At 74.1% G+C, this 24881-nt stretch carries 25 protein-coding genes and 1 riboswitch; of the genes, 19 read left to right on the plus strand and 6 right to left on the minus strand.

The window, feature by feature from the left end:
• Positions 1–304: 304 nt before the first annotated feature.
• Complete coding sequence (locus ABZY91_RS28960; protein ID WP_329952576.1) at positions 305–1078, plus strand: GntR family transcriptional regulator; 774 nt, start codon at positions 305–307, stop codon at positions 1076–1078.
• 178 nt (positions 1079–1256) lie between these two features.
• Positions 1257–2834, plus strand: coding sequence for an alkaline phosphatase family protein (locus tag ABZY91_RS28965; RefSeq protein ID WP_355405847.1), 1578 nt, complete (start codon positions 1257–1259; stop codon positions 2832–2834).
• Here the strand turns inward: ABZY91_RS28965 and ABZY91_RS28970 are convergent.
• Positions 2831–3316 carry an HIT family protein gene (locus tag ABZY91_RS28970; RefSeq protein WP_355405848.1) on the minus strand — a complete coding sequence of 162 codons (486 nt, stop codon included), beginning with the start codon at positions 3314–3316 and terminating at the stop codon, positions 2831–2833. The two genes, ABZY91_RS28965 and ABZY91_RS28970, sit on opposite strands and share 4 nt — an antisense overlap.
• A gap of 117 nt (positions 3317–3433) precedes the next feature.
• Here ABZY91_RS28970 and ABZY91_RS28975 point away from each other — a divergent pair, with 117 nt between their 5' ends.
• Positions 3434–3658 carry a DUF1508 domain-containing protein gene (locus ABZY91_RS28975; RefSeq protein WP_329884183.1) on the plus strand — a complete coding sequence of 75 codons (225 nt, stop codon included), beginning with the start codon at positions 3434–3436 and terminating at the stop codon, positions 3656–3658.
• 100 nt (positions 3659–3758) lie between these two features.
• Here ABZY91_RS28975 and ABZY91_RS28980 read toward each other — a convergent pair whose 3' ends face one another.
• A complete protein-coding gene (locus ABZY91_RS28980; RefSeq protein ID WP_355405849.1) occupies positions 3759–4454 on the minus strand; it encodes an MSMEG_1061 family FMN-dependent PPOX-type flavoprotein in 696 nt (231 codons plus the stop codon).
• Between the two features lie 113 nt (positions 4455–4567).
• Positions 4568–4816 (minus strand): SCO4226 family nickel-binding protein, encoded by a 249-nt coding sequence (locus ABZY91_RS28985; RefSeq protein ID WP_329884187.1) that lies wholly within the window; start codon positions 4814–4816, stop codon positions 4568–4570.
• 229 nt (positions 4817–5045) lie between these two features.
• Positions 5046–5173, plus strand: a riboswitch (FMN riboswitch).
• Positions 5174–5378: 205 nt separating this feature from the next.
• Here ABZY91_RS28985 and ABZY91_RS28990 point away from each other — a divergent pair.
• The 10 genes from ABZY91_RS28990 (at position 5379) to ABZY91_RS29035 (ending at position 14159) form a co-directional block, all read left to right on the plus strand.
• Positions 5379–6065: a riboflavin synthase gene (locus tag ABZY91_RS28990; RefSeq protein ID WP_355405850.1), complete on the plus strand. Its 687-nt coding sequence runs from the start codon at positions 5379–5381 to the stop codon at positions 6063–6065.
• Positions 6062–6706, plus strand: coding sequence for a nicotinamide mononucleotide transporter family protein (locus ABZY91_RS28995; protein WP_355405851.1), 645 nt, complete (start codon positions 6062–6064; stop codon positions 6704–6706). The genes ABZY91_RS28990 and ABZY91_RS28995 overlap by 4 nt, the downstream gene beginning before the upstream one ends.
• Positions 6703–8010 carry a bifunctional 3,4-dihydroxy-2-butanone-4-phosphate synthase/GTP cyclohydrolase II gene (locus ABZY91_RS29000; protein WP_355405852.1) on the plus strand — a complete coding sequence of 436 codons (1308 nt, stop codon included), beginning with the start codon at positions 6703–6705 and terminating at the stop codon, positions 8008–8010. The genes ABZY91_RS28995 and ABZY91_RS29000 overlap by 4 nt, the downstream gene beginning before the upstream one ends.
• A 96-nt stretch (positions 8011–8106) precedes the next feature.
• Positions 8107–8577, plus strand: a complete 471-nt coding sequence (gene ribH, locus ABZY91_RS29005) for a 6,7-dimethyl-8-ribityllumazine synthase (RefSeq protein WP_329884194.1) — start codon at positions 8107–8109, stop codon at positions 8575–8577.
• 138 nt (positions 8578–8715) lie between these two features.
• The gene (locus tag ABZY91_RS29010; RefSeq protein WP_030306151.1) at positions 8716–8988 is read left to right on the plus strand and encodes a phosphoribosyl-ATP diphosphatase; all 273 of its coding nucleotides are present in this window, start codon (positions 8716–8718) and stop codon (positions 8986–8988) included.
• A gap of 57 nt (positions 8989–9045) precedes the next feature.
• Positions 9046–9894 carry an ATP phosphoribosyltransferase gene (hisG, locus tag ABZY91_RS29015; protein WP_329884203.1) on the plus strand — a complete coding sequence of 283 codons (849 nt, stop codon included), beginning with the start codon at positions 9046–9048 and terminating at the stop codon, positions 9892–9894.
• A 112-nt stretch (positions 9895–10006) separates the two neighbouring features.
• Positions 10007–10441 (plus strand): PH domain-containing protein, encoded by a 435-nt coding sequence (locus tag ABZY91_RS29020; RefSeq protein ID WP_355405853.1) that lies wholly within the window; start codon positions 10007–10009, stop codon positions 10439–10441.
• 240 nt (positions 10442–10681) lie between these two features.
• The gene (locus ABZY91_RS29025; protein ID WP_329884207.1) at positions 10682–12028 is read left to right on the plus strand and encodes a hemolysin family protein; all 1347 of its coding nucleotides are present in this window, start codon (positions 10682–10684) and stop codon (positions 12026–12028) included.
• On the plus strand, positions 12025–13071 hold the full coding sequence (locus ABZY91_RS29030; RefSeq protein ID WP_329884209.1) for a hemolysin family protein: 1047 nt from the start codon (positions 12025–12027) through the stop codon (positions 13069–13071). The genes ABZY91_RS29025 and ABZY91_RS29030 overlap by 4 nt, the downstream gene beginning before the upstream one ends.
• Before the next feature lie 98 nt (positions 13072–13169).
• Positions 13170–14159 (plus strand): NAD-dependent epimerase/dehydratase family protein, encoded by a 990-nt coding sequence (locus tag ABZY91_RS29035; RefSeq protein ID WP_329884211.1) that lies wholly within the window; start codon positions 13170–13172, stop codon positions 14157–14159.
• An 89-nt stretch (positions 14160–14248) separates the two neighbouring features.
• Here ABZY91_RS29035 and ABZY91_RS29040 read toward each other — a convergent pair whose 3' ends face one another.
• Together ABZY91_RS29040 and ABZY91_RS29045 are read right to left on the minus strand one after the other, a co-directional pair.
• Positions 14249–16402 carry an AAA family ATPase gene (locus tag ABZY91_RS29040; protein WP_355405860.1) on the minus strand — a complete coding sequence of 718 codons (2154 nt, stop codon included), beginning with the start codon at positions 16400–16402 and terminating at the stop codon, positions 14249–14251.
• Between the two features lie 395 nt (positions 16403–16797).
• Complete coding sequence (locus ABZY91_RS29045) at positions 16798–17376, minus strand: hypothetical protein (RefSeq protein WP_355405861.1); 579 nt, start codon at positions 17374–17376, stop codon at positions 16798–16800.
• 271 nt (positions 17377–17647) lie between these two features.
• Here ABZY91_RS29045 and ABZY91_RS29050 point away from each other — a divergent pair, with 271 nt between their 5' ends.
• Positions 17648–18811, plus strand: coding sequence for an acyl-CoA dehydrogenase family protein (locus ABZY91_RS29050; protein WP_355405854.1), 1164 nt, complete (start codon positions 17648–17650; stop codon positions 18809–18811).
• A gap of 155 nt (positions 18812–18966) precedes the next feature.
• On the opposite strand, the gene ABZY91_RS29055 is transcribed toward ABZY91_RS29050, so the two are convergent.
• Complete coding sequence (locus ABZY91_RS29055) at positions 18967–19419, minus strand: hypothetical protein (protein ID WP_355405855.1); 453 nt, start codon at positions 19417–19419, stop codon at positions 18967–18969.
• Positions 19420–19648: 229 nt separating this feature from the next.
• On the opposite strand from ABZY91_RS29055, the gene ABZY91_RS29060 reads away from it, so the two are divergent.
• From ABZY91_RS29060 to fxsA, 5 genes are all read left to right on the plus strand, one after another.
• Complete coding sequence (locus ABZY91_RS29060) at positions 19649–20089, plus strand: Lrp/AsnC family transcriptional regulator (RefSeq protein WP_329884219.1); 441 nt, start codon at positions 19649–19651, stop codon at positions 20087–20089.
• A 31-nt stretch (positions 20090–20120) separates the two neighbouring features.
• Entirely contained in the window at positions 20121–21773 is a 1653-nt protein-coding gene (locus ABZY91_RS29065) for an amidohydrolase family protein (protein WP_355405856.1), read from the plus strand.
• Between the two features lie 44 nt (positions 21774–21817).
• Complete coding sequence (locus ABZY91_RS29070) at positions 21818–22288, plus strand: N-acetyltransferase (RefSeq protein ID WP_355405857.1); 471 nt, start codon at positions 21818–21820, stop codon at positions 22286–22288.
• Between the two features lie 125 nt (positions 22289–22413).
• Positions 22414–24075, plus strand: coding sequence for an apolipoprotein N-acyltransferase (lnt, locus tag ABZY91_RS29075; RefSeq protein ID WP_355405858.1), 1662 nt, complete (start codon positions 22414–22416; stop codon positions 24073–24075).
• A gap of 55 nt (positions 24076–24130) precedes the next feature.
• Entirely contained in the window at positions 24131–24709 is a 579-nt protein-coding gene (gene fxsA / locus ABZY91_RS29080) for an FxsA family membrane protein (protein ID WP_355405859.1), read from the plus strand.
• The last annotated feature ends 172 nt before the right edge of the window (positions 24710–24881 follow it).

The raw sequence follows: 24881 nt of genomic DNA on the forward strand, positions 1-24881 counted from the left end.
TGCGGGGCTGGCCCAGACTCAAGCGGAATGGTCTAAACCTGTCAAGAGCGCACGGCGTGGCGGGGCCCGGATTCGGCGGCTGCGGCCCCCGGTCCGTCACCGTTCGCACGGTGCCCGCCCCCTGCCCCGACCTGCCCGTCGCCGCACCCCGGTCGCACCCCGGTCGCGCCCCGGCCGAAACTCGCCCTCCCTCTCCGGCCGACGCGCGGATCCGGCCCGTCCCACGGGCCCCGCCCGCCCCACCGGCCCCGCCCCGGCCGTGCACCTGCGCAGGCCCCGCCCGGTGGTCTGGGAGGATGGCGGGGTGGACGAGACCCCCGACCCCGCCGCCCTGTCCGGCCCCGGTGCACCGATCAGGTCGGGTATCCCGGAGCACGGCCGGGTGCCCAAGTACTACGCCGTCAAGGGCCGGCTGGAGGAACTGCTCGACGAGCTCGGCGAGGGTGGCGTGCTGCCGACCGAGCGCGAGCTGGCCGCCCGCTTCGAGGTGGCCCGCGAGACGCTCCGCCAGGCCCTGCGCGACCTGTTGATCCAGGGCCGGGTCCGCCGGCGCGGGCGCAGCACGGTGGTGGCCGGCCCCAAGCTGGAGCAGCCGCTCTCGCTGGCCAGCTACACCGAGGGGGTCCGCCGCCAGGGCCGGGTCCCCGGCCGCACCCTGATCGGGCTGGAACGGCTCGATGCCGGGACCCAGTTGGCCGGACAGCTGCGGATCGCGCCGGGCGAGCCGGTCTGGCACCTGGAGCGGGTACTGCTCGCGGACGGAGAGCGGGTCGGGCTGGAGAGCACCTACCTGGCGGTGCGGCGGGTCCCGGCGCTGGACCGGGAGTTCGATCCGGGATCCTCGCTCTACGCGTTCCTGGCCGAGAAGGCGGGCATCACCTTCGGTGCGGCCGACGAGCGGATCGAGACGGTGCTGGCCTCGCCGCGCGAGGCACTGCTGATCGGTACGCCGCCGGCGCTGCCGATGCTGCTGCTGCACCGGCTGACCAGGGATCCGGCCGGTGCCCCCGTCGAGCGGGTGCGCTCGCTCTACCGGGGTGACCGCTTCAGCTTCACCACGCGTCTCGAAGCCGGCTGACGACCCCGGGGCCCGGCCCCGCCCCGGTCCTGTCCCCGACCTTGCCCCAACCCCTTGTTGATCACGTCGAGATAACGGGTCTGGACCGAATTTCGAGCGCTGTTCATGCCCGGGTCGGAAGCCGGGCCACCGCCGTCCATCCGCCGATCCGACCGTGGTCACCGCCCCCTTCCCCGCCATGACGCAGCATCAGGAGGACGACGTGACCCCGCACACCCCCGCCACGCCCGCCGCCATCCCCGCCGCCCCGGCCGCCTCCGGCCTCTCCCGCCGCGGCCTGCTCCTCGGCTCCGCCGCCGCCGTACTCGCCGCCGCCCCGCTGACCGCCGGCGCCGCCCGTGCCGCCGCCGCCGTGGCCGGCCGCACCCCCAAGGTGCTGGTCATCGGCCTCGACGGCACCATGCTCAACCGCATCAAGGACTCGGGCGCCGCCAACCTCAACGCGCTGATGGCCGGCGGACTCACCGCCGCCGGCAGCCTCTACGCCAACCCGATGGCCGGCACCAGCTCGGGCCCGGGCTGGTCGACCGTCGCCACCGGCGTCTGGCCGGACAAGCACAACGTCCGCGACAACAACTTCACCGCCCCCGCCTTCGCCGCCTACCCCGACTTCCTCACCCGGGCCGAGACCGCCAGGCCCGCGCTCAACACCTACGTGGTCGCCTCCTGGGCGCCGATCGCCGACATCATCTACTCCGGGCGGGTCGACACCCGGGTGGCCACGCCGTCCGCCGAGTACGACGCCGGCACCACCTCCCGCGCCGTCGCCAGGCTCCGCGACACCGACCCGGACGCGGTCTTCGTGCAGCTCGACAACGTCGACCACGCCGGCCACAGCAGTGGCTCCGCCAGCCAGGCCTACCTGGAGGCGATCCGCGGCGTGGACGCCCAGGTCGGCCAGATCCTCGCCGCCGTCCGCGGCCGGACCGGGTACGCGCAGGAGGACTGGCTGGTCATGGTGACCGCCGACCACGGGCACACCCCCACCGGCGGCCACGGCGGCTCCACCTGGGAGGAGCGGCAGACCTTCGTGATCGCCAACGGCTCGGCCTTCCCGGCCGGTTCGGTCCGGTACGACGTGCGCATGGTGGACATCGCCCCCACCGCCCTCGCCCACCTCGGCATCGCCGTCGACCCGGCCTGGGGCCTCGACGGCAGCCCGGTCCCGAGCCTCGTCCCGGACGCCTTCGACGCGCTGCGCCCGCAGCTGACCGGCCGGGTCGACGAGACCGGCATCCCGGCCGGGGTCCTCGGTTTCACCCACACCCCGCCGAGCGGCTGGTCGGTCGACAACTCCGCGATGGGCACCGGCGGTGTCACCGAGTGGCGCGGCTGGTCGTTCACCACCGACGAGTTCTGGACCAAGGCCCAGCGCGACCAGTCCCGCGAGCTCAACGTCCGCGCCCGCAACGTGTTCGCCGTCGCGGACTCCGACGAGTGGGCCGACAAGACCTTCAAGGGCAGCTACGACTCCACCCTGGTCAGCCCCGAGTACCCGGTCGCCGGACTGGCCACCGTGCCGGTCTCCTTCACCACCTACTACCAGCAGGAGGGCGCCCAGACCGCCCAGGTGCTCGCCGTCTGGGACGGCGGCGCGCCGGTCCAGGTGAAGAGCTACACCGCGGAGACCAACGGCCGGCAGACCCTGAACCTGGCCGTCCCGGCGGGCGCGAGCCGCCTGCGGCTGCGGTTCCGGTACACCGGCAGCAACAACTGGTACTGGGTGCTCGACAACGTCCGGGTCGGCCAGAGCTAGGGGCCGGCCGGCCCGCCGGTCGGACCGCCCGCCGGCCCCTCCGGCGAGGCGACCGGGGTGACCGGGGCGACCGGGGCGAGCGCGGCGCGCAGCCGCCCGGCGACCTCCGCCGCGCCCGCCTCGTCGGGGTACTTCCCGCGCGGCCAGAAGAAGCCGCGCAGCCCGTCCTTCGGGTTGCGCGGCACCACGTGGACGTGGAGGTGCGGCACCGACTGGCTGATCCGGTTGTTCGCGGCGACGAAGCTGCCCGCCGCTCCCATCCCGAGCTCGACCGCCGCCGCCACCCGCTGCACCCGCAGGAAGAACGGGCCGACCTCGGCCGGCGGGAGGTCAGCCAGGGTGGGGTGGTGGGCGCGCGGGACGACCAGCACGTGACCGGGGAAGAGCGGGCGGCGGTCCAGGAAGGCCACCGCCGACCCGTCGTCCAGCACCCGGTGCGCGGGCTCGGTGCCGGCCACCACCGCACAGAAGACGCAGTCCATCCGTCCATTCAAGCGGCCTCCCGCCGCACCGGCGCGCCGGTGCGGCGGCGTCACCCGTCCGGACCCCGACCGGGTGCGGTGCGCCCCGGCCGGGGCGCACCGTGCAGGAGGGGGCGCGTGGCGCGCCCCCTCGACGAGGAGGTGGCCCGGATGGCGGGCAAGTTCGAGGTGTACGAGGACTCCGGCGGCAAGTTCCGGTTCCGGCTCAAGGCGGGCAACGGCGAGATCGTCGCCACCGGCCAGGGGTACGCGAGCAAGGACGCCGCCCACAAGGGAGTCGAGGCGGTCCAGCGGGCCGCCGCGGGCGCGAGCGTGGTGGACGTGGCCAAGGCCGCGGCCTGAGCTCCGGTCCTCGGTGCGCGTGCGGGAGGCCGGGCCGGACGCGGAGGTGCGTCGAGCCCGGCCTCCCGCACCGTCCCGGCTCCGGCCGGGCGGGTGGCCGCTACTCGTACCGGTAGAGCAGCGCCTCCCGCTCGTTCTGCTCGATGGCCTCGACGGTCAGCGACGGGTCCCCGAGGTGGGAGAGGGTGACCTCGGCCGAGCTGGGCTGGGCGTCCGCGGCGAGCCAGTTCTCCGGCTTCCACGCCGAGGAGCGCAGGAACGCCTTCGGGCAGTGCGCGTAGACCTCCTCGACCGCCACCACGATCGCGCTGCGCGGCGGCTTGCCGACCGCCGTCAGCTGCTCCAGCAGCCGGGGATCGGTGGAGACGCAGGCGCGGCCGTTCACCCGCAGCGTGGAGTCCCGGCCCGGCACCACGAAGATCAGCCCGATCCGGCCGGTTTCGACGATGTTGTGCAGGGTGTCCAGCCGCTTGTTGCCGGTCGCGTCCGGGATCGCCAGGGTGTGCTCGTCCAGCACCGACACCAGCCCGGCCGGCCCGCCGCGCGGGGAGACGTCGCACCGGCCGTCCGCGTCCGCGCTGGCCACGAAGACCAGCGACGAGCACGCGATCAGCCGGCGCGCCACCTCGTGGAGGTGGTCGACCTGCTTGCGACGGGCGTGGTCGCCGGGCTGCTCGTAGACCTCCCGCAGACCCGCGGCGTCGCGGACGGCGCTCGCGCCGAGCGCCTCGAACAGGCCGTTCGGGGTGCCCGGTTCGACGGTTGACGGGTCGGGAGTCTCCGGTGTGCTGGTCATACCGGAAATCTAGCCGAGGGCCTCCGGGCGATCCCCGACGGGCAGCGGTGAGGCCGCCCGCGACCCGGCCGCCGGGTCCGGGTTCGGCGGGACCGCCGACCTCCCGGGCCTGCTCAGACGATCAGCGGCACCGGGTGCACCTCGTCCGCCGGGTGTCCGGCGCGTTCGTGGACCCGCTGCACGGCCTCCCTCGACGGACCCTCGGAGAGGCAGTAGACGATGCCCGACTCCGGGTCGGCCCACGCCTGTTCGAACTGCACGCCCTCCTCGGCCTGGATCGCCAGGTCGGCCTGGTGGGCCATCCGCAACTCGTCCTGCGTGATGCCGGCCATCCCGTGGTGGACATCCATGAACTTCGCCATCGTGCTCGCACCTCCTGGAGCCTGCGGACGGCCGCCGCCCGTCCGCCTACCACCAGCGTGCGCCCGGCGCACCGCGGACCGCCACCGGGAGCCCCGCGCACCCGGCGCCCGCCGCGTACTCCCGTCCGCCCGCATTCCCGGCCTCCGCGTGAAACAGACCACAGCCGGGGCCTCTCCCTGGGACCGCACGGATCATGGCACAATGACGGCAGTAGTAGCAGTGACGTTCAGCGCACTCCGGGGTCGGTGAAAATCCGAACCGGCGGTTACAGTCCGCGACCCGTCCGCAGCCAGCGGCCGGTTGACCAGGTGAAATTCCTGGACCGACGGTTAAAGTCCGGATGGGAGGCGTGCGCGACGGACGAGAGAGCGGTATCCGTGGTCCCCCGGTGGACCGCGGACGTGCACGACGGGAGAGGTCTCCTCTGCCGTCGGCCGGTCGGCGGTGACCCGTGACCACGGGTGGCCCCGCCGTCGGCGGATCCGTGCACCCCGTGCCCGTCCGTGTCATCTCCCATGCCACAGCCCCGGAGTCCGCGCCCCAAGCGCGAGGAGAACCCGGGTGTTCACCGGCATCATCGAAGAGCTCGGCGAGGTCGTGTCGATCGAGGAGATCGGCGACTCCTCGCGAATCCGCCTGCGTGGTCCGGTGGTCTGTCAGGACGCGCACCACGGCGACTCCATCGCGGTGAACGGCGTCTGCCTGACCGTCGTCGACAGCCCCGACCAACTGGCCGCCGGAACCGGTGAGTTCAGTGCGGACGTGATGGCCGAGACACTCCACCGTTCCAGCCTGGGCGAGTTGAAGCCCGGCTCGCGGGTCAACCTGGAGCGGGCCATGGCGCTCGGCGCCCGGCTCGGCGGACATCTGGTGCAGGGTCATGTCGACGCCACCGGGCGGCTGTTGAGCCGCGAACCGGGCGAGCGTGACGCCGCCGGCGAGCTGCGCTGGGAGGTGCTGCGCTTCTCGCTCCCGGAGTCGGTCTCGCGCTACCTGGTGGAGAAGGGCTCGATCACCGTCGACGGTGTCAGCCTCACCGTGGTCGAGGCGGCCCGTGACAGCTTCACCGTCAGCCTCATCCCGGCCACCCTCGCGCTGACCACGCTCGGGACCAGGGCCGTCGGCGAGAGCGTCAACCTGGAGGTCGACGTCCTCGCCAAGTACGTGGAGCGGCTGCTGGAGTCCCGCACGCTCCCGGCCCTCCCCACCCTCCCCACCCTTCCGACGATCGCCGGAGAGAACACGTGAACTGGCTCAACGGCACCGTCCACCTCTTCGGTCAGGACGTCTACCGCTCGGACATCATCGGCAACCTGCTCGGCCTCACCGCGCTCGCCCTCGGCTGGCGGCGCTCCCGGCTGACCTGGCCGGTCCAACTGCTCTCCGGGGTCGTCCTGGTCGGTGCCTACTGGTCCGCCCACCTCAGCGGCGGTGTGGGCAAGCAGTTCGTGGTCATCGTGGCCGCCGTCTGGGGCTGGACCCGCTGGCAGCGCGGCAAGCACGGCGGCGGCGACGTCGAGGTCCGCTTCGCCACCGGCCGGGAGCGCGCCGTGCTGATCGGCGGCACCGTGCTCGGCACCGTGGCGGTCGGCACGCTCTTCACCGTCTACCCGCAACTGTCGTGGGACGCCTGGCCGGACGCCTACATCTTCGTCGGCACGCTGGCCGCGATGGTGGCCCAGGCCCGCGGCTGGGTCGAGTTCTGGTTCGCCTGGGTCGCCGTCGACCTGGTCGGCGTCCCGCTCGCCTTCAACAACGGGCTGGTCTTCTCCGGCTTCACGTACTCCGTCTACTTCGTCCTGGTCCTGCTCGGCCTGCGTGCCTGGTGGCTGCGCGGCCGCACCGCCCGTCCCTCGACCGACCGCGTCCTCCAGGGAGCCTCCGCATGACCGAGAACCAGACCGAGAACCAGCCCGAGAAGCAGACCCCGGCCCGCACCGGCGACCGCGCCGCCGTGCTCGACCTCGCCCTGGACCCGGTCGAGCGGGCCGTCTCCGACATCGCGCTCGGCCGCGCCGTGATCGTGGTCGACGACGAGGACCGCGAGAACGAGGGCGACATCGTCTTCGCCGCCTCCGCCGCCACCCCCGAGCTGATGGCGTTCACCATCCGCTACAGCTCCGGCGTGATCTGCGTCCCGATGACCGGCGACGAACTGGACCGGCTCAAGCTCCCCCCGATGACCCAGGTCAACGAGGACCGCAAGGGCACCGCCTACGCCGTCTCGGTCGACGCCCGCGACGGGGTCTCCACCGGCATCTCGGCCGCCGACCGGGCCCGTACCGTCCGGCTGCTCTCCTCGCCCGGCACCGGGCCCGGCGACCTGGCCCGCCCCGGGCACGTGTTCCCGCTGCGGGCCGTCGACGGCGGCGTGCTGGTCCGCCCCGGTCACACCGAGGCCGCCGTCGACCTGGCCCGGCTCGCCGGGCTGGCGCCGGCCGGTGCGATCGCCGAGGTGGTCAACGACGACGGCACCATGGCGCGGCTGCCCGAGCTGGTCGCCTTCGCCCGCGAGCACGGCCTGGCGATCATCTCGATCGAGGACCTGATCGCCTACCGCCGCCGGACCGAACTGCACGTCGGCCGGGCCGCCGTCACCTCGCTGCCCACCGAGTTCGGCGAGTTCACCGCCGTCGGCTACCAGGGCACCATCGACGGGGTCGAGCACATCGCCCTGGTCGCCGGCGGGCTGGACGCGGACGGCCGGCTCCCGGACGGCGAGGACGTCCTGGTGCGGGTCCACTCGGAGTGCCTGACGGGCGACGTCCTCGGCTCGCTGCGCTGCGACTGCGGCCCGCAGCTGCAGGCCTCGCTGCGGCGGGTCGCCGAGGCCGGCCGCGGCGTGGTGCTCTACCTGCGCGGCCACGAGGGCCGGGGCATCGGCCTGGCGCACAAGCTGCGCGCCTACGAGCTGCAGGAGCAGGGCCGGGACACCGTCGACGCCAACCTCGAACTGGGCCTGCCCGCGGACGCCCGCGACTACAGCATCGGCGCCCAGATGCTCTGCGACCTCGGGGTGCGCTCGCTCACCCTGCTGACCAACAACCCGGAGAAGCTGACCGCGCTCACCGAGCACGGGCTCAAGGTCAAGGGCCGCGAGTCGGTGGAGATTCCGGCCGGCGAGCACAACCTGCGCTACCTGCGGACCAAGCGCGACCGGATGGGCCACGACCTGCCCGGCCTCGGTTCCTGACCCGCGGAGCGACACCGCGCACCACCCGCACCACCCACCCACCCACCCACCCGCACCGCCGAACCACCGAGCCGAACCATCGAAAGGCACCCGCACATGAGCGGCCACGGAGCCCCCGAGCTGACCATCGACAACGCCGCCGGCCTCAAGGTCGCCGTGATCGCCGCCCAGTGGCACGAGCAGGTGATGAACGGCCTCCTGGACGGTGCCCACCGTGCCCTGAAGGAGCTGGGTGTCGCCGAGCCGACCGTCCTGCGCGTCCCCGGCACCTTCGAGCTGCCGGTGGCCGCCAAGCGGCTCGCCGACCGCGGCTACGACGCCGTGATCGCCCTCGGCGTGGTGATCCGCGGCGGCACCCCGCACTTCGACTACGTCTGCCAGGCCGCCACCGCCGGTCTCACCCAGGTCAGCGTGGACACCGGCGTTCCGGTCGGCTTCGGCGTGCTGACCTGCGACGACGAGCAGCAGGCGCTGGACCGGGCGGGCCTGCCGGGCTCCGCCGAGGACAAGGGGCACGAGGCCGTCACGGCCGCCGTCGCGACCGCCGTCACCCTGCGCGCGCTCTGAGCCGCGGGCGGGCCGCGCCTTCGCGGGCCCGTCCCCGCCCACCCGTTCGGGAACCCGGACCGTGGACGTCCACCGGACTGTCCACGGTCCGGGACCGTTTACCGCCCGTAAGCCCGCACGCCGTAAGGTGAGTCCATCATGGCTTCGAAGACATTCGAGGAGCTCTTCACCGAGCTCCAGCAGAAGGCCGCCACCGGCGACCCCTCGTCCTCCCGTACCGCGCAGCTCGTCCAGCAGGGCGTCCATGCGATCGGCAAGAAGGTCGTCGAGGAGGCCGCAGAGGTCTGGATGGCCGCCGAGTTCCAGTCGGACGAGCAGACCGCCGAGGAGATCTCCCAGCTCCTCTACCACCTTCAGGTGATGATGGTCGCCCGTGGGCTGACGCTCGACGACGTCTACAAGTACCTCTAGAACCGGTCCGGCACGTAACCCCCTTCGTCACACCCAACAGGTAAGGAACAGACCTCCATGCTGCGCATCGCCGTTCCCAACAAGGGTTCGCTCTCGGGTCCTGCGGCGGAGATGCTCCATGAGGCCGGCTACCGCCAGCGCAAGGACGCCAAGGAGCTCGTGCTGGTCGACCCGGGCAACCAGGTCGAGTTCTTCTTCCTGCGCCCGCGCGACATCGCGGTCTACGTCGGCTCCGGCCGCCTCGACGTCGGCATCACCGGCCGTGACCTGCTCCTGGACTCGCACTCCAACGCGGAGGAGGTGCTGGCCCTCGGCTTCGGCGGCTCCACCTTCCGCTTCGCCCGCCCGGAGGGCGTGGACGTCCAGGACGTGCAGGGGCTGGAGGGTCTGCGGATCGCCACCTCCTACACCGGCCTGGTCGAGCAGCACCTCGCCGACCACGGGGTCAAGGCCACCGTCACCAAGCTGGACGGCGCGGTCGAGACCGCGGTGCAGCTGGGCGTCGCCGACGTGATCGCCGACGTGGTGGAGACCGGCACCAGCCTGCGCAACGCGGGCCTGGAGGTGTTCGGTGAGCCGATCCTGGTCTCCGACGCCGTGGTGATCCGCCCCAAGGGCGCCGGCGAGGACCCGGCCGTCGACCAGTTCCTGCGCCGTCTGCAGGGCGTCCTGGTGGCCCGCCGCTACGTGCTGATGGACTACGACATCCGCGCCGAGAACGTCGGCGCCGCCGTCGGTCTCACCCCGGGCCTGGAGTCGCCGACCGTCTCCCCGCTGCACACCGAGGGCTGGGTGGCCGTCCGCGCGATGGTGCTCCGCAAGGAGGCCCAGCGGATCATGGACGACCTGTGGAGCATCGGCGCCCGGGCGATCCTGGTCACCAACATCCACGCCTGCCGTCTCTGATCCGCCTGCCGCCTGCGGCCCCGCAGGTAAGGACCGGTTGAATGGGGCGGGGACGCCGTACGCGTCCCCGCCCTTTCCCCGCACCAGCCGTCGAACCACCCCGGAGCCCCTCGTGTCCACCACCGCCGAGTTCCCCGTCACCTGGGCCCCGCGCCGCACCCGTGCCGTCCTGCTGCCGGTCTGCGTGCTCCTGGTGGTGCTGTTCGCCGTGATGGCGGTCGCGCTGCCGGCGAACTGGCAGTTCAACGACCGGCTGATGATGGCGGCCAGCGGGGTGCTCTTCGCCTCGGTGGGCCTGATGCTGGCCCGCCCCCGGGTCAGGGCCGACGCCGAGGGCGTCACGGTGGTCAACTTCGTCCGCAGCCGTCGCCTGGCCTGGGCCGAGATCGTCCGGGTCAACTTCCGCCAGGGCGACCCGTGGGCCACGCTCGACCTCGCGGACGGCTCCTCGCTGGCCGCCGTCGGCATCCAGTCCGGTGTGGGCAAGGCCCAGGCCATCGCGGACGCCCGCGCGCTGCGCGACCTGGTCGAGCGCCGCGGCCACTGAGCCGCCGAGCCGCCGAGCCGCCGTTCCGCCCCCTCGCGCCGCCCTTCGCCCCTTCACGCCCTTCGCGGGTCCGAACACGGATCCGACATGCGCACGGGTATCGTCTACGCTGGTAAAAGCGGGGCAAAGGCATTGTCCTGCCCGAAAACGACCTGAGGAGTGAAACCCCCCGTCCATGGACGATCCGTCCGGTAGTACCTACGCCGCCCAACTTCCGACCCTCGGAAGGCAGGCGGCACTGTGATCACCGCCTGGCTGCTGCTGCTCGCAGCCCTTCTGCTCATCCTCGCCAACGGCCTCTTCGTGGCCGCCGAGTTCGCCTTCGTGACCGTCGAGCGCGGCGCCGTCGAGCGCTCCGCCGAGGCCGGGGACGCCAAGTCCGGCCGGGTCTCCAAGGCACTGCGGCACCTCTCCTTCGAGCTCTCCGGAGCCCAGCTCGGCATCACCGTCACCTCGCTGGTGGTCGGCATGCTCGCCGAGCCGGCGCTCTCCGTCCTCCTGAAGCCCGTCCTCACCGGCGTCGGCCTGCCCGAGGGCGCGGCCCGAGGCACCGGCGTGATCATCGGCATGGTGCTCGCCACCGTGGTCCAGATGGTGATCGGTGAGCTGGTCCCGAAGAACTGGGCGATCTCCCGGCCGCTCCAGGTGGCCCGCGCGGTCGCCGCGCCGCACATGGCCTTCTCGCGCGTCTGCCGCCCGCTGATCAGCGTGCTGAACGGTTCGGCCGACCGGATGGTCCGCGCCTTCGGGATCGAGCCGCAGGAGGAGCTGGGCCACGCCCGGACCCCTGCCGAGCTGGTCTCGCTCGCGCGTCACTCGGCCAGGGCCGGCGCCATAGACGAGGAGTCCGCCACCCTGTTCGTGCGGACCCTCGGCCTCGGCGACCTCACCGCCGAGTCCGTGATGACCCCGAGGATCGACGTGGCCGCGCTCCAGCACGACGCCAGCGCCGCCGACGTCCTCAACCTGACCCGCGCCACCGGCCTCTCCCGCTTCCCGGTCTACAGCGACAGCCTGGACGAGGTCACCGGCACCGTCACGCTCAAGGACGCGCTCGCCGTTCCCTCCGGCCGGCGCGCCTCGGTCCGGGTCTCCGACCTGGCCGTGCCGCCGCTGCTGGTGCCCGCGACGCTCCCGGCCGAACGGCTGCTCGACCAGCTGCGCCGCCTCCAGCCGATGGCCATCGTGGTGGACGAGTACGGCGGCACCGCCGGCGTGGTCACCGTCGAGGACATCGTCGAGGAGATCGTCGGCGAGGTGCAGGACGAGCACGACCCGGCCGACACCCCCGAGCTGCTGCCGCTGCCGCCGGTCGACGGACAGCCCGTCTGGGCCGCCGACGGCCGCGCCCGGCTCGACCAGCTGGAGGCCATCGGCCTGTACGCCCCGGACGGTCCGTACGAGACCCTGGCCGGCCTGGTCACCGACCTGCTCGGCAAGCTGCCCGCCCCGGGCGAGCAGACCGAGCTGCCCGGCTGGCGGTTCACCGTCGAGGCCGTGGACCGCCACCGGACCAGCCGGGTCCGGGTGGAACGCACCGCCGAGCACCACCACTTCTTCGGCGACGACGAGGACGGGACCCGATGACCGCGCTCCAACTGGCCGTCGCCGTCCTGCTGCTCCTCGGCAACGCCTTCTTCGTCGGCGCGGAGTTCGCCGTCGTCTCGGTCCGGCGCAGCCAGATCGAGCCGCTCGCCGAGGCCGGCAACAAGCGTGCCCGCACCGTGCTGCACGCGCTCTCCAACGTCTCCGCGATGCTCGCCGCCGCCCAGCTCGGCATCACCGTCTGCTCGCTGGGCCTCGGTGCCCTCGCCGAGCCGACCATCGCCCACCTGCTGGAGGGGCCGTTCCACGCGATCGGCATCCCGTCCGGCCTGATGCACCCGCTCTCGTACGGCATCTCCCTGGCCGTCGTGGTCTACCTGCACATGGTGCTGGGCGAGATGGTGCCCAAGAACATCGCGCTGGCCGGCCCGGAGAAGGCCGCGCTCTGGCTCGGCCCGCCGCTGGACCGCCTGGCCCGCTGGCTCACCCCGGTGATCTCGTTCCTGAACGCCTTCGCCAACGGCGTGCTGAAGCTGTTCAAGGTCGAGGTCAAGGACGAGGTGGAGTCGGTCTTCACCACCGAGCAGCTGATGTACCTGCTCGTCGACTCCCGGGACGCCGGCCTGCTCGACGAGGGCCGCCAGGAACGTCTGGAGGACGCCCTGGAGCTGGGCCGCCGCCCGGTCACCGAGGTCCTGCTCACCCCTGAGCAGCTGGTCACCGTGGACACCAAGGTGACCGCCGCACAGATCGAGGAGCTGGCGCTGCGCACCGGGTTCTCGCGCTTCCCGGTCGCCGACGGCGACCCGGCCGGCCACGGCTACCTGGGGTACCTGCACCTCAAGGACATCCTGGACGTCGAGGACCCGACCGCGCCGGTCCCGGCCCGCCTCTGGCGGCCGATCACGGTGGTGCGCGGCACGCTCCCGCTGGACGACGCGCTCGGCGCCATGCGCCGGGCCGCCTGCCACCTGGCGGCCGTCCTCGACGCCGACGGGCGGACGCTCGGCGTGGTGATGCTGGAGGACGTCCTGGAGGAGCTGGTCGGCGAGGTCCACGACCCGGACCACCGCTCCGCGGCGTAGCCGGCCCCGGCTTCGGCCCGGCCCTTTCGCTCAGGGCGATTCCGCTCTGAGCGTGCGACTGTTCCCATGCCGCCCACCCTCTGTGCAGGGTGGGCGGCATGAAGCTTCTACTGCTGGGTGGGACGGAGTTCGTCGGTCGGGCCGTGGCCGAGGACGCGGTGGCGAGAGGGTGGGAGGTGACGGTCTTCCACCGGGGGACGCACGCTCCGCCGGAGGGGGTGGCCGAGGTCCGGCACGGGGACCGGACGGCCGGGGGCGGGCTCGCGGCGCTCGCCGAGGGGGAGTGGGACGCCGTGGTGGACACCTGGTCCGGCGCCCCGTCGGCGGTGCGCGAGAGCGCCCGCCTGCTGGCCGGCCGGGTCGGCCGGTACGCGTACGTGTCCAGCCGCTCGGTGTACGCCTACCCGGCCCCGGCCGGCGCGGACGAGACCGCGCCGGTGGTCGACGGTTCGCCCGACGACGGCGGTGACGTGGCGTACCCGCAGGCCAAGCGGGGCGGCGAGCTGGCGGTGCTGGACGCGTTCGGCGACCGGGCCCTGCTGGTGCGGGCCGGACTGATCCTCGGCCCGTACGAGAACATCGGCCGGCTGCCCTGGTGGCTCGGCCGGATCGCCCGCGGCGGCCCGGTGCTGGCCCCCGGGCCGCGCGACCTCGCCGTGCAGTACATCGACGCCCGCGACCTCGCGGCCTGGACGCTGGACGCCCTGGCGGCCGGCCTCGGCGGTCCGTACGACCTGGTCGGCCCCCGGGGGCACGCGACCATGGGCGAGCTGCTGGAGGCCTGTGTGGCGGCCACCGGCGCGGACGCCGAGCTGCGCTGGACGGAGCCCGCGCCGATCCTGGCGGCCGGCGTCGAGCCGTGGAGCCACCTGCCGGTCTGGATCCCGCCGGGCGAGCTGTACGACACCATGCACGGCTCCGACGTCGCCAAGGCGGTCGCGGCCGGGCTGCGCTGCCGCCCGGTGGCGGAGACCGTCGCCGACACCTGGGCCTGGCTGACCGCGATCGGCGGCACCGCGCCGCAGCGCCCGGACCGGCCGAAGGTCGGGCTGGACCCGGAGCTGGAGGCGAAGGTGCTGGCGGGCTGAGCGGGCCGCCGGTGACCGGACCGGCCGGGGCGGCCCGCCCGGCCGGTCGCCCCGGCCCGGTGCCTGCCCGGTGCCGGGCCGGTACCGGTTCAGCTCCGGCCGTCGATCAGCTCGCCGTACGCCTGGACCAGGTCGGGCAGCCGGAGGGTGGCCAGGTCCTCGCGGCCGGGCGGTTCGCGCAGCATGGTGAGCCGCAGGTCCCGGTAGGCGCAGGACTTCTCGTACAGGGTGCGGATGAACCGGCCGTTGCCCAGCTCGTCGATCCAGCCCTCGCGGACCACGTGGGTGCAGATCGAGGCCAGCTCCTCGGTGGCGTCCTCGTCCCAGCCGTCCCCGTCCCGCCCGGCGAGCGCCGAGCCGATCGCGGTCAGCTCGCCGGGGCGGTAGCTGGGGAAGTCGACCCGGGTGGTGAAGCGGGAGTTGAGGCCGGGGTTGGTGGCGAGCAGCCGGTTCATGCCCTCGGGGTAGCCGGCCAGGATCACCACCAGCCGGTCACGGTTGTCCTCGGCGCGCTTGAGCAGGACCTGGAGCGCCTCGTCGCCGTACGCGTCGCCCTTGCTGTAGCCGGAGTTGGAGAGGCTGTACGCCTCGTCGATGAAGAGCACGCCGTCCAGCGCGGAGTCGATCAGCTCGTTCGCCTTGACCGCGGTCTGCCCGAGGAACTCGCCGACCAGGTCGGCCCGTTGGGCCTCGACCAGGTGGTCGCCGGAGAGCAGCCCGAGGGCGTGGAAGACCCGGCCGAGGATCCGGGCCACGGTGGTCTTGCCGGTGCCGGAGGGGCCGGAGAAGACGAAGTGGCGCTTGGGCGGCTGGACCGGCAGGCCCTGCTCGGCGCGGAGCCGGGCCATCCGCAGCTGTGCGGAGAGCGCCCGGACCTGCCGCTTGACCGGCTCCAGACCGACCATCTGCGACAGTTCGGCCAGGGCCGCGTCCAAGTCGCCCCGGTCGTCCTCGCGTTCGACCGTGGTGAAGGCGTTCGCGGTGCGGGGGAGCGCCTCGCCCCGGGCCGGGGCGGGGGCGGCCGGCGCGGCCGGGGCCGGCTGCGGAGCGGCCGAAGAACCGGAGCGCCCGCCGCCCGCCGTGGAACCGGGCCCGCTGCCGGGTCTGTTGTCGGTGCCGGTCCCCGCGGTGGCGGGCGCGGCCGGCGCCGCGGGGTAGGGCTCGGAGTCCGGGCCGGGAACATCCGCAACCGAACCGCCGGGGCCGTCGGGACCGGTGAGGGCCGGCCCCGGCCCCTCCGCGCCGACACCCGCCAGGTTCGGACTCCCGCCGGCGAGGCCGTCGCCGCCGAGCCCCTCGACGCCGGGACCGCCCGGGCCGGGAGCCTCCGCGCCGACCGGGTCCGGTCCGAAGGCCCCGTAGCCGGCGGGGTCGAGCCCCGTCGGGTCCAGCGCGTCCAGCGCCTCCACGGAGCCCGGCGAACCCAGGGGATCCAGGGGGCCCAGGGGATCCAGCCCGTCCTCCGGGCCGCCCGCGCGGCCCGTCTCGCGGCCGAGCCCGCCCGCTGCGCCGGATTCCAGCAGCGCGTCGGCGACGCCGTCCTCCGCCGAGATCGCGGTGAGCCGGGCCGCGGTGTCCATGAACGCGGGATCGGCCCGGTGGACGGCCCGGTAGAGCGGTAACGCGGCCGCGCTGCGCCCGGCGCCCTCGTACGAGCGGGCCAGCCAGTACCGCAGCTCCTTGCGCTGCGGCTGCTCGGAGCGGCAGCGGGCGAGCGAGGCGGCGAGCGGCCCCTGGGCCTGCGCGCACATGTCCAGCCGGACCCGCGCCATGCCGGCGAAGAGTCCGGCCTCGATGCCGAGCAGCGGGTCGTCCAGCAGCCGGTCGGTGTCCCTGATCAGCTGCTCCCAGTCCTTCAGGAGGTAGGACCGGCAGGCGTGCAGGAACCGGGCGCACGGGTCGTCGTCGGGGGCCGGGCACTGTTCCAGGGCCTGGTCCAGCTCGGTGAGGTGACGCCCGTCGAGCCAGTGGGAGGCGTGGGCGAGCGCCAGGTCCCGGGTGTTCTCCAGGACCGGCTGCACCCACCAGCCGAGCCAGTACCAGGAGCTGAGCGGCCGGCCGTGCCGGCGGCGTTGTTCACCGAACCGCTTCTGGTGGCGGTACATGGCGAGCAGCGCGCCGGAGGTGTCGCTGCGCAGCGCGTGCAGGCCGAGCCAGGCGTCGGCCATGCCGGGGTCCAGTCGCACGGCGGCGCGGAACTCCTCCTCGGCCCGGGAGTACGCGCCGGCCGTGTAGGCGTCCATGGCACGGAGCCAGGCACGGTCGGCGAGCCGGTCCGGCGCCGTGCCGCCCGCGTTGTTGCTGTCGGAACTCTCCACCGTCGTCACTCACGCCCCCCGCGGTGTGGCTCGGGGCTCGGCCGGCGGGGCGATGTGCGGAGCCGGCCGGTGGTCGTCAACCCCCGGGGCGCCTATGCGCCTGCCAGGAATCGTACCGGCGCGGCGCTGATCCGGAAGGGTGCCGCACGATGTCAAATGCGATCGGGGGTGCGGCCGTTGGACGGTGGCCGGGACCGGGGGAGGAATGACGGACGGCACCCCCGGCTCACGGGGGAACAAGCCGGGGATGCCGGGTCCGAGGTTGCGGATTCAACGAACCCGGCAACGTGGGAGAACCTAATTCCTGGAGATACCGCAGGTCAAGCGCTTGTTGAAGGTTCACCGAACGTGCTCGGCGCGATCCGTCCGGTCACTCCGTCGACCAGGTTTCCGGCGAACGGCCGGCTCGGGTCGTCGGCGAAATGTGCGGTTTCGGCCGACGCCCAGCCCTCCCAGAACTCGGCCAGTCCGGGCCCGTCCCGTTCCTCGCCGCGCCGCCGGGCCGCCGCGGCGTCCAGCTCCATCCAGATCAGCCGGCTCAGCCACGGCCGCACCGCGCGCCGCCCGGCGCCGACCCCCTCGATCAGGACCACCGGCGCGAGCGGCACCGCGGCGGTGCGGGCGAACCGGCGCAGCGTCCAGTCGTAGACCTCGTACGCGGCGTCCCGCCCGGCCGCCAGCGGCTCCAGCACCTGCGTGCGCAGGCGCCAGGTCCAGCCGAACGGTTCGGCGTGGGTGGCCAGGTCGTCCAGGTGGACCACCGGCGCCCCGCCCAGCGCCGTCGCCAGCCGGTCCGTGAACGTGGTCTTGCCCGAACCCGCGTGACCGTCCACCGCGACCAGCCGCACCGGCCCGCAGGAGGGCGGCAGCGCCCGCAGCCCGGCGGCCAGGCCGGCCAGGTCCGGAGCGGGCGTGCGGGGCCCCTCTACAGGGGGAGCGGAGGTCTCGGAATAAGCCACAACGTCAACCCTACGGGGGGCCGTGCGCCGGTACGGACAGTGAGGGAAGGCAGGTCGTGACGGCAGCGCCGTGATCGGGCATACTCACTTCGCCACGTATGTGAACGGCCGTTCACCGCAATCCGGTGCCGGTCGGGCCGACCTGCCACACCCCGCGCGGGGCCCACCACTCCCGGGGCCCGGTGCCAGATCGAGGAGGCGACCAGCCGCTATGACCCCCTCCCCTGCGAAAGCCGTGGACCGCCAGCTGCCGAGCGAGGAGGCCCGCGAGCTCCTGAGCCTGACCCGGGACCTCGTCCAGCGCGAGCTGCAGCCGCGCGCCGCCGAGGACGAGGCCGTCGGCCGCTTCCCGCGCGAGGTCTTCCGCACGCTCGGCGAGGCCGGCCTGCTCTCGCTCCCGTACGACGAGAGGCACGGCGGCGGCGAGCAGCCCTACGAGGTCTACCTCCAGGTGCTGGAGGAGCTGGCGGCCGGCTGGCTGGCCGTCGGCCTCGGCGTCAGCGTCCACACGCTCTCCTGCCACGCGCTCGCCACCTTCGGCAGTGACGAACAGCGCGACCGCTGGCTCCCGGGCATGCTCTCCGGCGAGCAGCTCGGCGCCTACTGCCTCTCCGAGCCGCAGTCCGGCTCCGACGCCGCCGCCCTGCGCACCCGCGCCGACCTGGACGGTGACGCGTACGTGGTCAGCGGCACCAAGGCGTGGATCACCCACGGCGGCCACGCCGACTTCTACAGCTCGCTGGTCCGGACCGGCGAGGAGGGCGCGCGCGGGATCAGCTGCCTGCTGGTGCCCGGTACCCAGCCCGGACTGTCGGCGGCCCCGCCGGAGCACAAGATGGGCATGAAGTCCTCGCCGACCGCCCAGCTGCACTTCGACGGCGCCCGGGTCCCCCGGGAGCGGCTGATCGGCAGTGAGGGCCAGGGCTTCCAGATCGCGCTCGCCGCGCTCGACTCCGGCCGCCTCGGCATCGCGGCCTGCGCGGTCGGCGTCGCCCAGGCCGCACTCGACCAGGCCGTCGACTACGCGCGCACCCGCCGCCAGTTCGGCCGCCCGATCGCGGACTTCCAGGGCCTGTCGTTCCTGCTCGCCGACATGGCCACCCAGATCGAGGCCGGCCGGGCGCTCTACCTGGCCGCCGCCCGCAAGCGCGACGCCGGGCTGCCGTTCTCCAAGGAGGCGGCGATGGCCAAGCTGTTCTGCACCGACGCGGCGATGAAGGTGACCACGGACGCCGTGCAGGTGCTCGGCGGCTACGGCTACACGCAGGACTTCCCCACCGAGCGGTACATGCGCGAGGCCAAGGTGCTGCAGATCGTCGAGGGCACCAACCAGATCCAGCGCCTGGTGATCGGCCGCCACCTCACCAAGGGCTGAGCGGGGGCGGCCCGTGAACGGCCTCCGGGCGTCGCTCCAGGGTGCGGAGCGACGCCCGGAGGTGTCTCTTCCTCTGAGGTCCCGTCAACGACGTTCGGACAAGCCGCCGTTCAGGGTGTGGTGGTTCGGCGTACGGTCGCCCGGGGCGCGGTGGTTCAGCGCCGGGTCAGTCGGCTGCGCTGTTCGGGGATGGCCGGGGCGGGCTCCACCCGGACCGGGCGGTGCACCATCGCGTGGGAGAACGGCTGGGTGCGCCAGTCGAGTTCGGAGGGCAGGGCGAGCAGCGCCTCCAGGCCGGTCGGCTCCGCGTCCTCGGCGGCGTCCACCTCGGCCAGGTCGTCCGACGGCGCGCCCGAACCCGGGCAGAGCGCGGGGGAGAAGGGGTGCCAGGCGGTCGGCAGGACGGCGTGCTGCGGGAGCCGCTCCTCGTCGCCCACCAGGGCGATCGGACGCCGGCACTCCGGGCAGTGCACCCGGAAGATCTCCCAGGTGTCGGCCTCGCCCGGGTCCACCCCGGGCGCGGCGTCGTAGGGGACCGCGAGGTCCTCGCGGTCGCTCGTATCGTGGGAGTCGTCCGCGCCCGTCGGGCGGTGGTCGGCTACGCGCATGGTGATCCCCCTCGGATCGGGCCCGGCGTGGTCGCCCGGGGCCACAACCAGCACTTCCCGCCCACGCGGACTCATAATCCTGCGGCCGGGCGCACTGTGATGCACCGGGTGTGTCGTCCGCCACATTCGCCCGGCATGTGCCCGTATGACACCCCGTGGCGCCCCGGGTGACTCCGCGTGCGCCCGCCCCGGCACCGCGTGCGCCCCCGAGGGGGTAGGTTTGCGCCTTGTGGAGGATCTCGACCAACGCATCGTCCAGCTGCTCCTCCAGGACGGCCGGATGAGCTACACGGACCTGGGCAAGGCGACCGGCCTGTCCACTTCGGCGGTGCACCAGCGCGTGCGCCGGCTGGAGCAGCGCGGCGTCATCCGCGGCTACACCGTCATCGTCGACCCGGACGCCGTCGACCTGGCCCTGACCGCGTTCATCTCGGTCAAACCGTTCGACCCCAGCTCCCCGGACGACACGCCCGAACGGCTGGCCGGCCTGCCCGAGATCGAGGCCTGTCACAGCGTCGCCGGCGAGGAGAACTACATCCTCAAGGTCCGGGTCGGCGCCCCCGGTGACCTGGAGGACCTGCTGGCCCGCATCCGCAGCGCCGCCGGTGTCTCCACCCGTACCACCGTCGTGCTCTCGACCCCCTACGAGGCGCGCCCCCCGAAGCTCTGAGCGGGCCCCGGGGAGGTGCAGACTAGGCCGCATGACCGAACGCACCCTCCCTCCTGGCCCGCCCTCGGGCAGGAGGGGCCCACGAACCGTCCTGCTGCGCGGCGGCGCCGTCTACAGCCCCGCCGACCCCTTCGCCACCGCCATGCTCGTCGAGGGCGGGCACGTCGCCTGGGTCGGCAGCGACGGAGCCGCCGAGGCCTACGTGCAGACCGCCGACGAGATCGTCGAGCTGGACGGCGCCCTGGTCACCCCCGCCTTCGTCGACGCCCACGTGCACGCCACGTCCACCGGGCTGGCGCTCACCGGGCTCGACCTCACCGGCAGTGCCTCGCTGGCCGCGGCCCTCGACTCCCTCACCGCCTTCGTGGACGCCCAGGACGTGCCCGGCGGCGTGCTCATCGGCCACGGCTGGGACGAGACCGGCTGGCCCGAGGGCCGCCCGCCCACGCTCGCCGAGCTGGACGCCGCCGCCCGGGGCGCGGCCGTCTACCTCTCCCGCACCGACGTGCACTCCGCCCTCGCCACCAGCGCGCTGCGCGAGCTCACCGAGGACCTCGCCGGCCGCCCCGGCCACCACGCCGACGGCCCGCTGACCCGCGACGCCCACCACGCCGTCCGGCAGACCGCGTTGGCCCGCCTCACCCCCGAGCAGCGCGCCCGTGCCCAGCGCGCCGCCCTGGCCCGCGCGGCCGAACTCGGCATCGGCGCGCTGCACGAGTGCGCCGGTCCGGAGATCTCCTCCGAGGAGGACCTCGCCGCCCTGCTCGCGCTGGCAGCCGGGGGCGAGGGCCCCGAGGTCTTCGGCTACTGGGGGGAGTTGGGGGAGCGCGGCGTGGAGACCGCCCGCCGGCTCGGCGCGGTCGGCGCCGGCGGCGACCTGTTCGTCGACGGCGCGATCGGCTCGCACACCGCCTGCCTGCACGCCAGTTACGCCGACGCCGACCACACCGGGACGGCGTACCTGACCGCCGAGCAGGTCGCCGACCACGTCGAGGCCTGCACCGCGGCCGGGCTCCAGGCCGGCTTCCACGCCATCGGCGACGCCGCGGTCGCCGCCGTGGTCGAGGGCGTCCGGACGGCCGGGGAGCGGGTCGGCGCCGAGCGGGTCCGGGCGCTGCGCCACCGGGTCGAGCACGCCGAGGCGCTGGACGACAAGACCGTCGCGGCCTTCGCCGAGCTGGGTCTCACCGCCTCCGTCCAGCCGGCCTTCGACGCCGCCTGGGGAGGCCCGGAGGGCATGTACGTCCAGCGGCTCGGCGCCGAGCGCGCCGCCGCGCTCAACCCCTTCGCGGCCCTGCTGCGGGTCGGCGTGCCGCTCGCCTTCGGCTCGGACGCCCCGGTCACCCCGCTCGACCCCTGGGGGGCGGTCCGGGCCGCCGCCTTCCACCGGACCCCGGAGCACCGGATCTCGGCCCGGGCCGCCTTCACCGCCCACACCCGGGGCGGCTGGCGCGCGATCGGCCGGGACCACGACGGCGTGCTCGTCCCCGGCGCCGTCGCCAGCTACGCGATCTGGGCCGCCGACGACCTGGTCGTCCAGGCGCCGGACTCCCGGGTGGCGGGCTGGTCCACCGACCCGCGCTCCGGCACCCCCGGTCTGCCCGACCTCACCCCGGGCCGTCCGCTGCCGGTCTGCCTGCGCACCGTGGTCCTCGGCCGCACGGTCTACCGCGCCGCCGAGTGAAAAGCGGATGATCGTGGCGCGGTGTGGCCCGTAGCGTGCCCGGCATGACCGATCACACCACCGCACCCGCGTTCGTCCCCGCCGGCTTCACCGTGCCGCGCGAGCTGCGCGCCGAGGGGTTCCGCCTGGAGCCCCTCGGCGAGCAGCACAACGAGGCCGACCACGCCGCCTGGAGCGGCAGCATCGAACACATCCGCGCCACCCCCGGCTTCGGCCACGGCCACTGGCCCCCGGTCGAGGGCATGCCCCTCGACCGCAACCTCGCCGACCTGCGCCGGCACGCCGCCGACTTCGCCGCCCGCAGGGGCTTCACCTACACCGTCCGCGAGGTCCCCGGCGACGCCGTGATCGGCTGCGTCTACGTCTACCCGGACCGCGAGGAGCCGGCCGTGACCAAGGTCAGCTCCTGGGTCCGCGCCGACCGCGCCGAGCTGGACGCCCCGCTGTACCGCGCCGTGTCCGCCTGGATCGACGCCGACTGGCCGCTCCGCGAGGTCCGCTACGGCCCGCGCTGAAGCGGTACGAAGCGACCCTCACCTCACGGTTCGGTGTCCTGACGGGGTACCTTCTTCGGACAGCGTCCGAACAGCCGTCCGTGCACCTCCGCGGCGGCACCGAGAGAGATGGTGCGACGGTGGCCATGCCCGTCCCCCCGGAGCGGTCCGGGACCGCATCCGAGACCCCAGACGGGACCCCTCGCGAAGGCCGGGCCGTCCGCGCGCTCGCCAAGGTCCGGGCCGGTCTGCCCCGCACCGCACTGGCCGTGCTCGCCGGGCTCCTGCTCGCCCTGGCCTTCCCGCCGTACGACCTCTGGCCGCTCTCGCTGCTCGGCGTCGCCGCGCTCTCCCTCCTCACCCGGGGCCGCACCGTGCGGCAGGGTGCCTGGACCGGCTTCGCCTTCGGGCTGCCGTTCTTCCTGATGCTGCTCAGCTGGCTGCGGGTGATCGGCTGGGACGCCACCGTCGGCCTCTCGGTCGTCGAGGCGCTGTTCCTGGCCGCCCTCGGCGCCGGTCTCGCGGTCACCTCCCGGCTGCCCGTCTGGCCGCTCTGGGGCGCCTGCCTCTGGATCACCCAGGAGTGGGCCCGTGACCGGCTGCCGCTCGGCGGCTTCCCCTGGGGCCGGCTCGCCTTCGCCAACACCGCCACGCCCTTCACCCCGCTGGCGGCGCTCGGCGGCGCCCCGCTGGTGACCTTCGCGGTCGCCCTCTCCGGCACCCTGCTCGCCTGGGCCGTCCTGCGGCTGCCCGGCCGGGGCCGCGCCGGGCACCCGCGCCCGGCCGCCGCCGGGCTTCTCGGCGCCGTCGCCGTGATGCTCGCCGGCTTCCTCGTGCCCGTGCCGACCGCGCCGGCCGAGACCGTCAAGGTCGCCGTCATCCAGGGCAACGTGCCCAACCCCGGCATGGACTTCCTCGGCCGCCCGATGATGGTCCTCAACAACCACGCCGCCGCCACCGAGAAGCTCGCCGCCGACATCGCGGCCGGCCGCGCCGAGAAGCCCGACCTCGTGATCTGGCCGGAGAACTCCTCCGACCTCGACCCCTTCAGCGACCCGCTCGCCTACCGGCGGATCGACGAGGCGGTGAAGGCGATCGGCGTGCCCACCCTGGTCGGCACCCTGGTCGACGGCCCGGACGAGCAGCACGTCCAGAACGAGGGCATCGTCTGGGACCCGAAGACCGGCCCCGGCGCCTCCTACACCAAGCAGCACCCGGTGCCGTTCGGCGAGTACGTGCCGTTCCGCGACCAGCTGTCCAAGGTGATCACCCGGCTCCAGCGGGTCGCCCGCGACTTCTACCCCGGTGACCACAACGGCGTCATGCAGCTCGGCCCGGCCCGGATCGGCGACGTCATCTGCTTCGAGGTGGCCTACGACGAGATCGTCCGCGACACCGTCGACCAGGGCGCCCGGGTGCTCGTCGTCCAGACCAACAACGCCACCTACGCCAGGACCGGCCAGCCCGAACAGCAGCTGGCGATGAGCCGACTGCGCGCGGTGGAGCACGGCCGGGCCGTGCTGATCGCCGCCACCAGCGGCATCAGCGCGGTGATCGCCCCGGACGGCACGGTCGTCCAGCGGACCGAGGAGCTGACCGCCGCCGAGCTGTCCGCCACCGTCCCGCTGCGCGACGGCACGACCGTCGCCAACCGTCTGGGTGCCGTGCCCGAGTGGACGCTCGCCCTGGCCGGCCTGCTGGCCTGCGGCGGGGCGGTACTGGTCACCCGTCGCCGGCGTCCGGAGGCCGGCGCGCGGACCGACGGAACACCGGCCGACGGGCGATCGTTGGAGCAGTTGGTGCCGTAGCCGGTCCGGACCTCCCGTGCGGCGCGCAGAGCACCGCTAGGAGTGGATTCGTACCGTGACCCAGCAAGCTACCCCCGCCCGTCCGGCGCCGCGCTCGAAGCTCCGGCGGGTGCTGCCGCTGGTGGTCACCGCCTGGCTGGTCCTGGAGATCTGGCTGCTGGTCCAGGTGGGATCCTGGCTGGGCGGCCTGACCGTCGTCCTGCTGCTGATCGCCGGGGCGGTGATCGGCGGTTCGCTGATCAAGCGGGCCGGACTCAAGGCCCTGTCGGCGGCGATCGAGCAGAGCCGCGACCCGCAGTCGCAGCAGGCCCAGACCGGCACGAGCCTCACGGTGCTGGCGGGCCTGCTGCTCATCGTGCCGGGCTTCCTCTCGGACGCCCTGGCGCTCACCCTGCTGTTCCCGCCGACCCGGGTGCTCTGGCGGGCGGCCGGCCGCCGGCTCGCGGACAAGGCGCTGCGTTCGACCTCCTCGGTCGGCGCCGACCCGTTCGCGGACGCGATGCGGCTCCAGGAGCAGCTGCGCATCCACCGCCCGGACGGCAAGGTGATCCAGGGCGAGGTCGTGGAGCCGGGCAGCGGCCCGCGCGACGCGCAGGGCCCGGACACCGGCTACCGCCCGCCGATCAACGGCTGACCGGCTCGGCCGCACGGCCGCCGGAGGGCTCGCACGCCCCCGGCGGCCGTCGCCCCGCCTCGGCGGGCCCCCGGGGGCGCCGGGGGGGGTGCGGGCCGGGTTCGGGGAAACCGGAATGGGCCCCGGGGGCCCGGGTGCCGGTTAGCGGGGACCCCCCGGGCCGCGGGGGCGG

Source organism: Kitasatospora sp. NPDC002965, assembly GCF_040611255.1.
Taxonomy (GTDB): domain Bacteria; phylum Actinomycetota; class Actinomycetes; order Streptomycetales; family Streptomycetaceae; genus Kitasatospora.

Bases quoted from the DNA above. Each gene is read 5' to 3' on its own strand.
- hisG (WP_329884203.1), top strand. From the start codon at position 9,046: ATGCTGCGCATCGCCGTTCCCAACAAGGGTTCGCTCTCGGGTCCTGCG.
- ABZY91_RS29000 (WP_355405852.1), top strand. From the start codon at position 6,703: ATGACCGAGAACCAGACCGAGAACCAGCCCGAGAAGCAGACCCCGGCC.
- ABZY91_RS28985 (WP_329884187.1), bottom strand. From the start codon at position 4,816: ATGGCGAAGTTCATGGATGTCCACCACGGGATGGCCGGCATCACGCAG.
- ABZY91_RS29040 (WP_355405860.1), bottom strand. From the start codon at position 16,402: ATGGACGCCTACACGGCCGGCGCGTACTCCCGGGCCGAGGAGGAGTTC.
- ABZY91_RS28965 (WP_355405847.1), top strand. From the start codon at position 1,257: ATGACGCAGCATCAGGAGGACGACGTGACCCCGCACACCCCCGCCACG.
- ABZY91_RS29050 (WP_355405854.1), top strand. From the start codon at position 17,648: ATGACCCCCTCCCCTGCGAAAGCCGTGGACCGCCAGCTGCCGAGCGAG.
- ABZY91_RS29035 (WP_329884211.1), top strand. From the start codon at position 13,170: ATGAAGCTTCTACTGCTGGGTGGGACGGAGTTCGTCGGTCGGGCCGTG.
- ABZY91_RS28970 (WP_355405848.1), bottom strand. From the start codon at position 3,316: ATGGACTGCGTCTTCTGTGCGGTGGTGGCCGGCACCGAGCCCGCGCAC.
- ABZY91_RS29070 (WP_355405857.1), top strand. From the start codon at position 21,818: ATGACCGATCACACCACCGCACCCGCGTTCGTCCCCGCCGGCTTCACC.
- ribH (WP_329884194.1), top strand. From the start codon at position 8,107: ATGAGCGGCCACGGAGCCCCCGAGCTGACCATCGACAACGCCGCCGGC.
- ABZY91_RS29055 (WP_355405855.1), bottom strand. From the start codon at position 19,419: ATGCGCGTAGCCGACCACCGCCCGACGGGCGCGGACGACTCCCACGAT.
- lnt (WP_355405858.1), top strand. From the start codon at position 22,414: ATGCCCGTCCCCCCGGAGCGGTCCGGGACCGCATCCGAGACCCCAGAC.
- ABZY91_RS29010 (WP_030306151.1), top strand. From the start codon at position 8,716: ATGGCTTCGAAGACATTCGAGGAGCTCTTCACCGAGCTCCAGCAGAAG.
- ABZY91_RS29030 (WP_329884209.1), top strand. From the start codon at position 12,025: ATGACCGCGCTCCAACTGGCCGTCGCCGTCCTGCTGCTCCTCGGCAAC.
- ABZY91_RS29065 (WP_355405856.1), top strand. From the start codon at position 20,121: ATGACCGAACGCACCCTCCCTCCTGGCCCGCCCTCGGGCAGGAGGGGC.
- ABZY91_RS28980 (WP_355405849.1), bottom strand. From the start codon at position 4,454: ATGACCAGCACACCGGAGACTCCCGACCCGTCAACCGTCGAACCGGGC.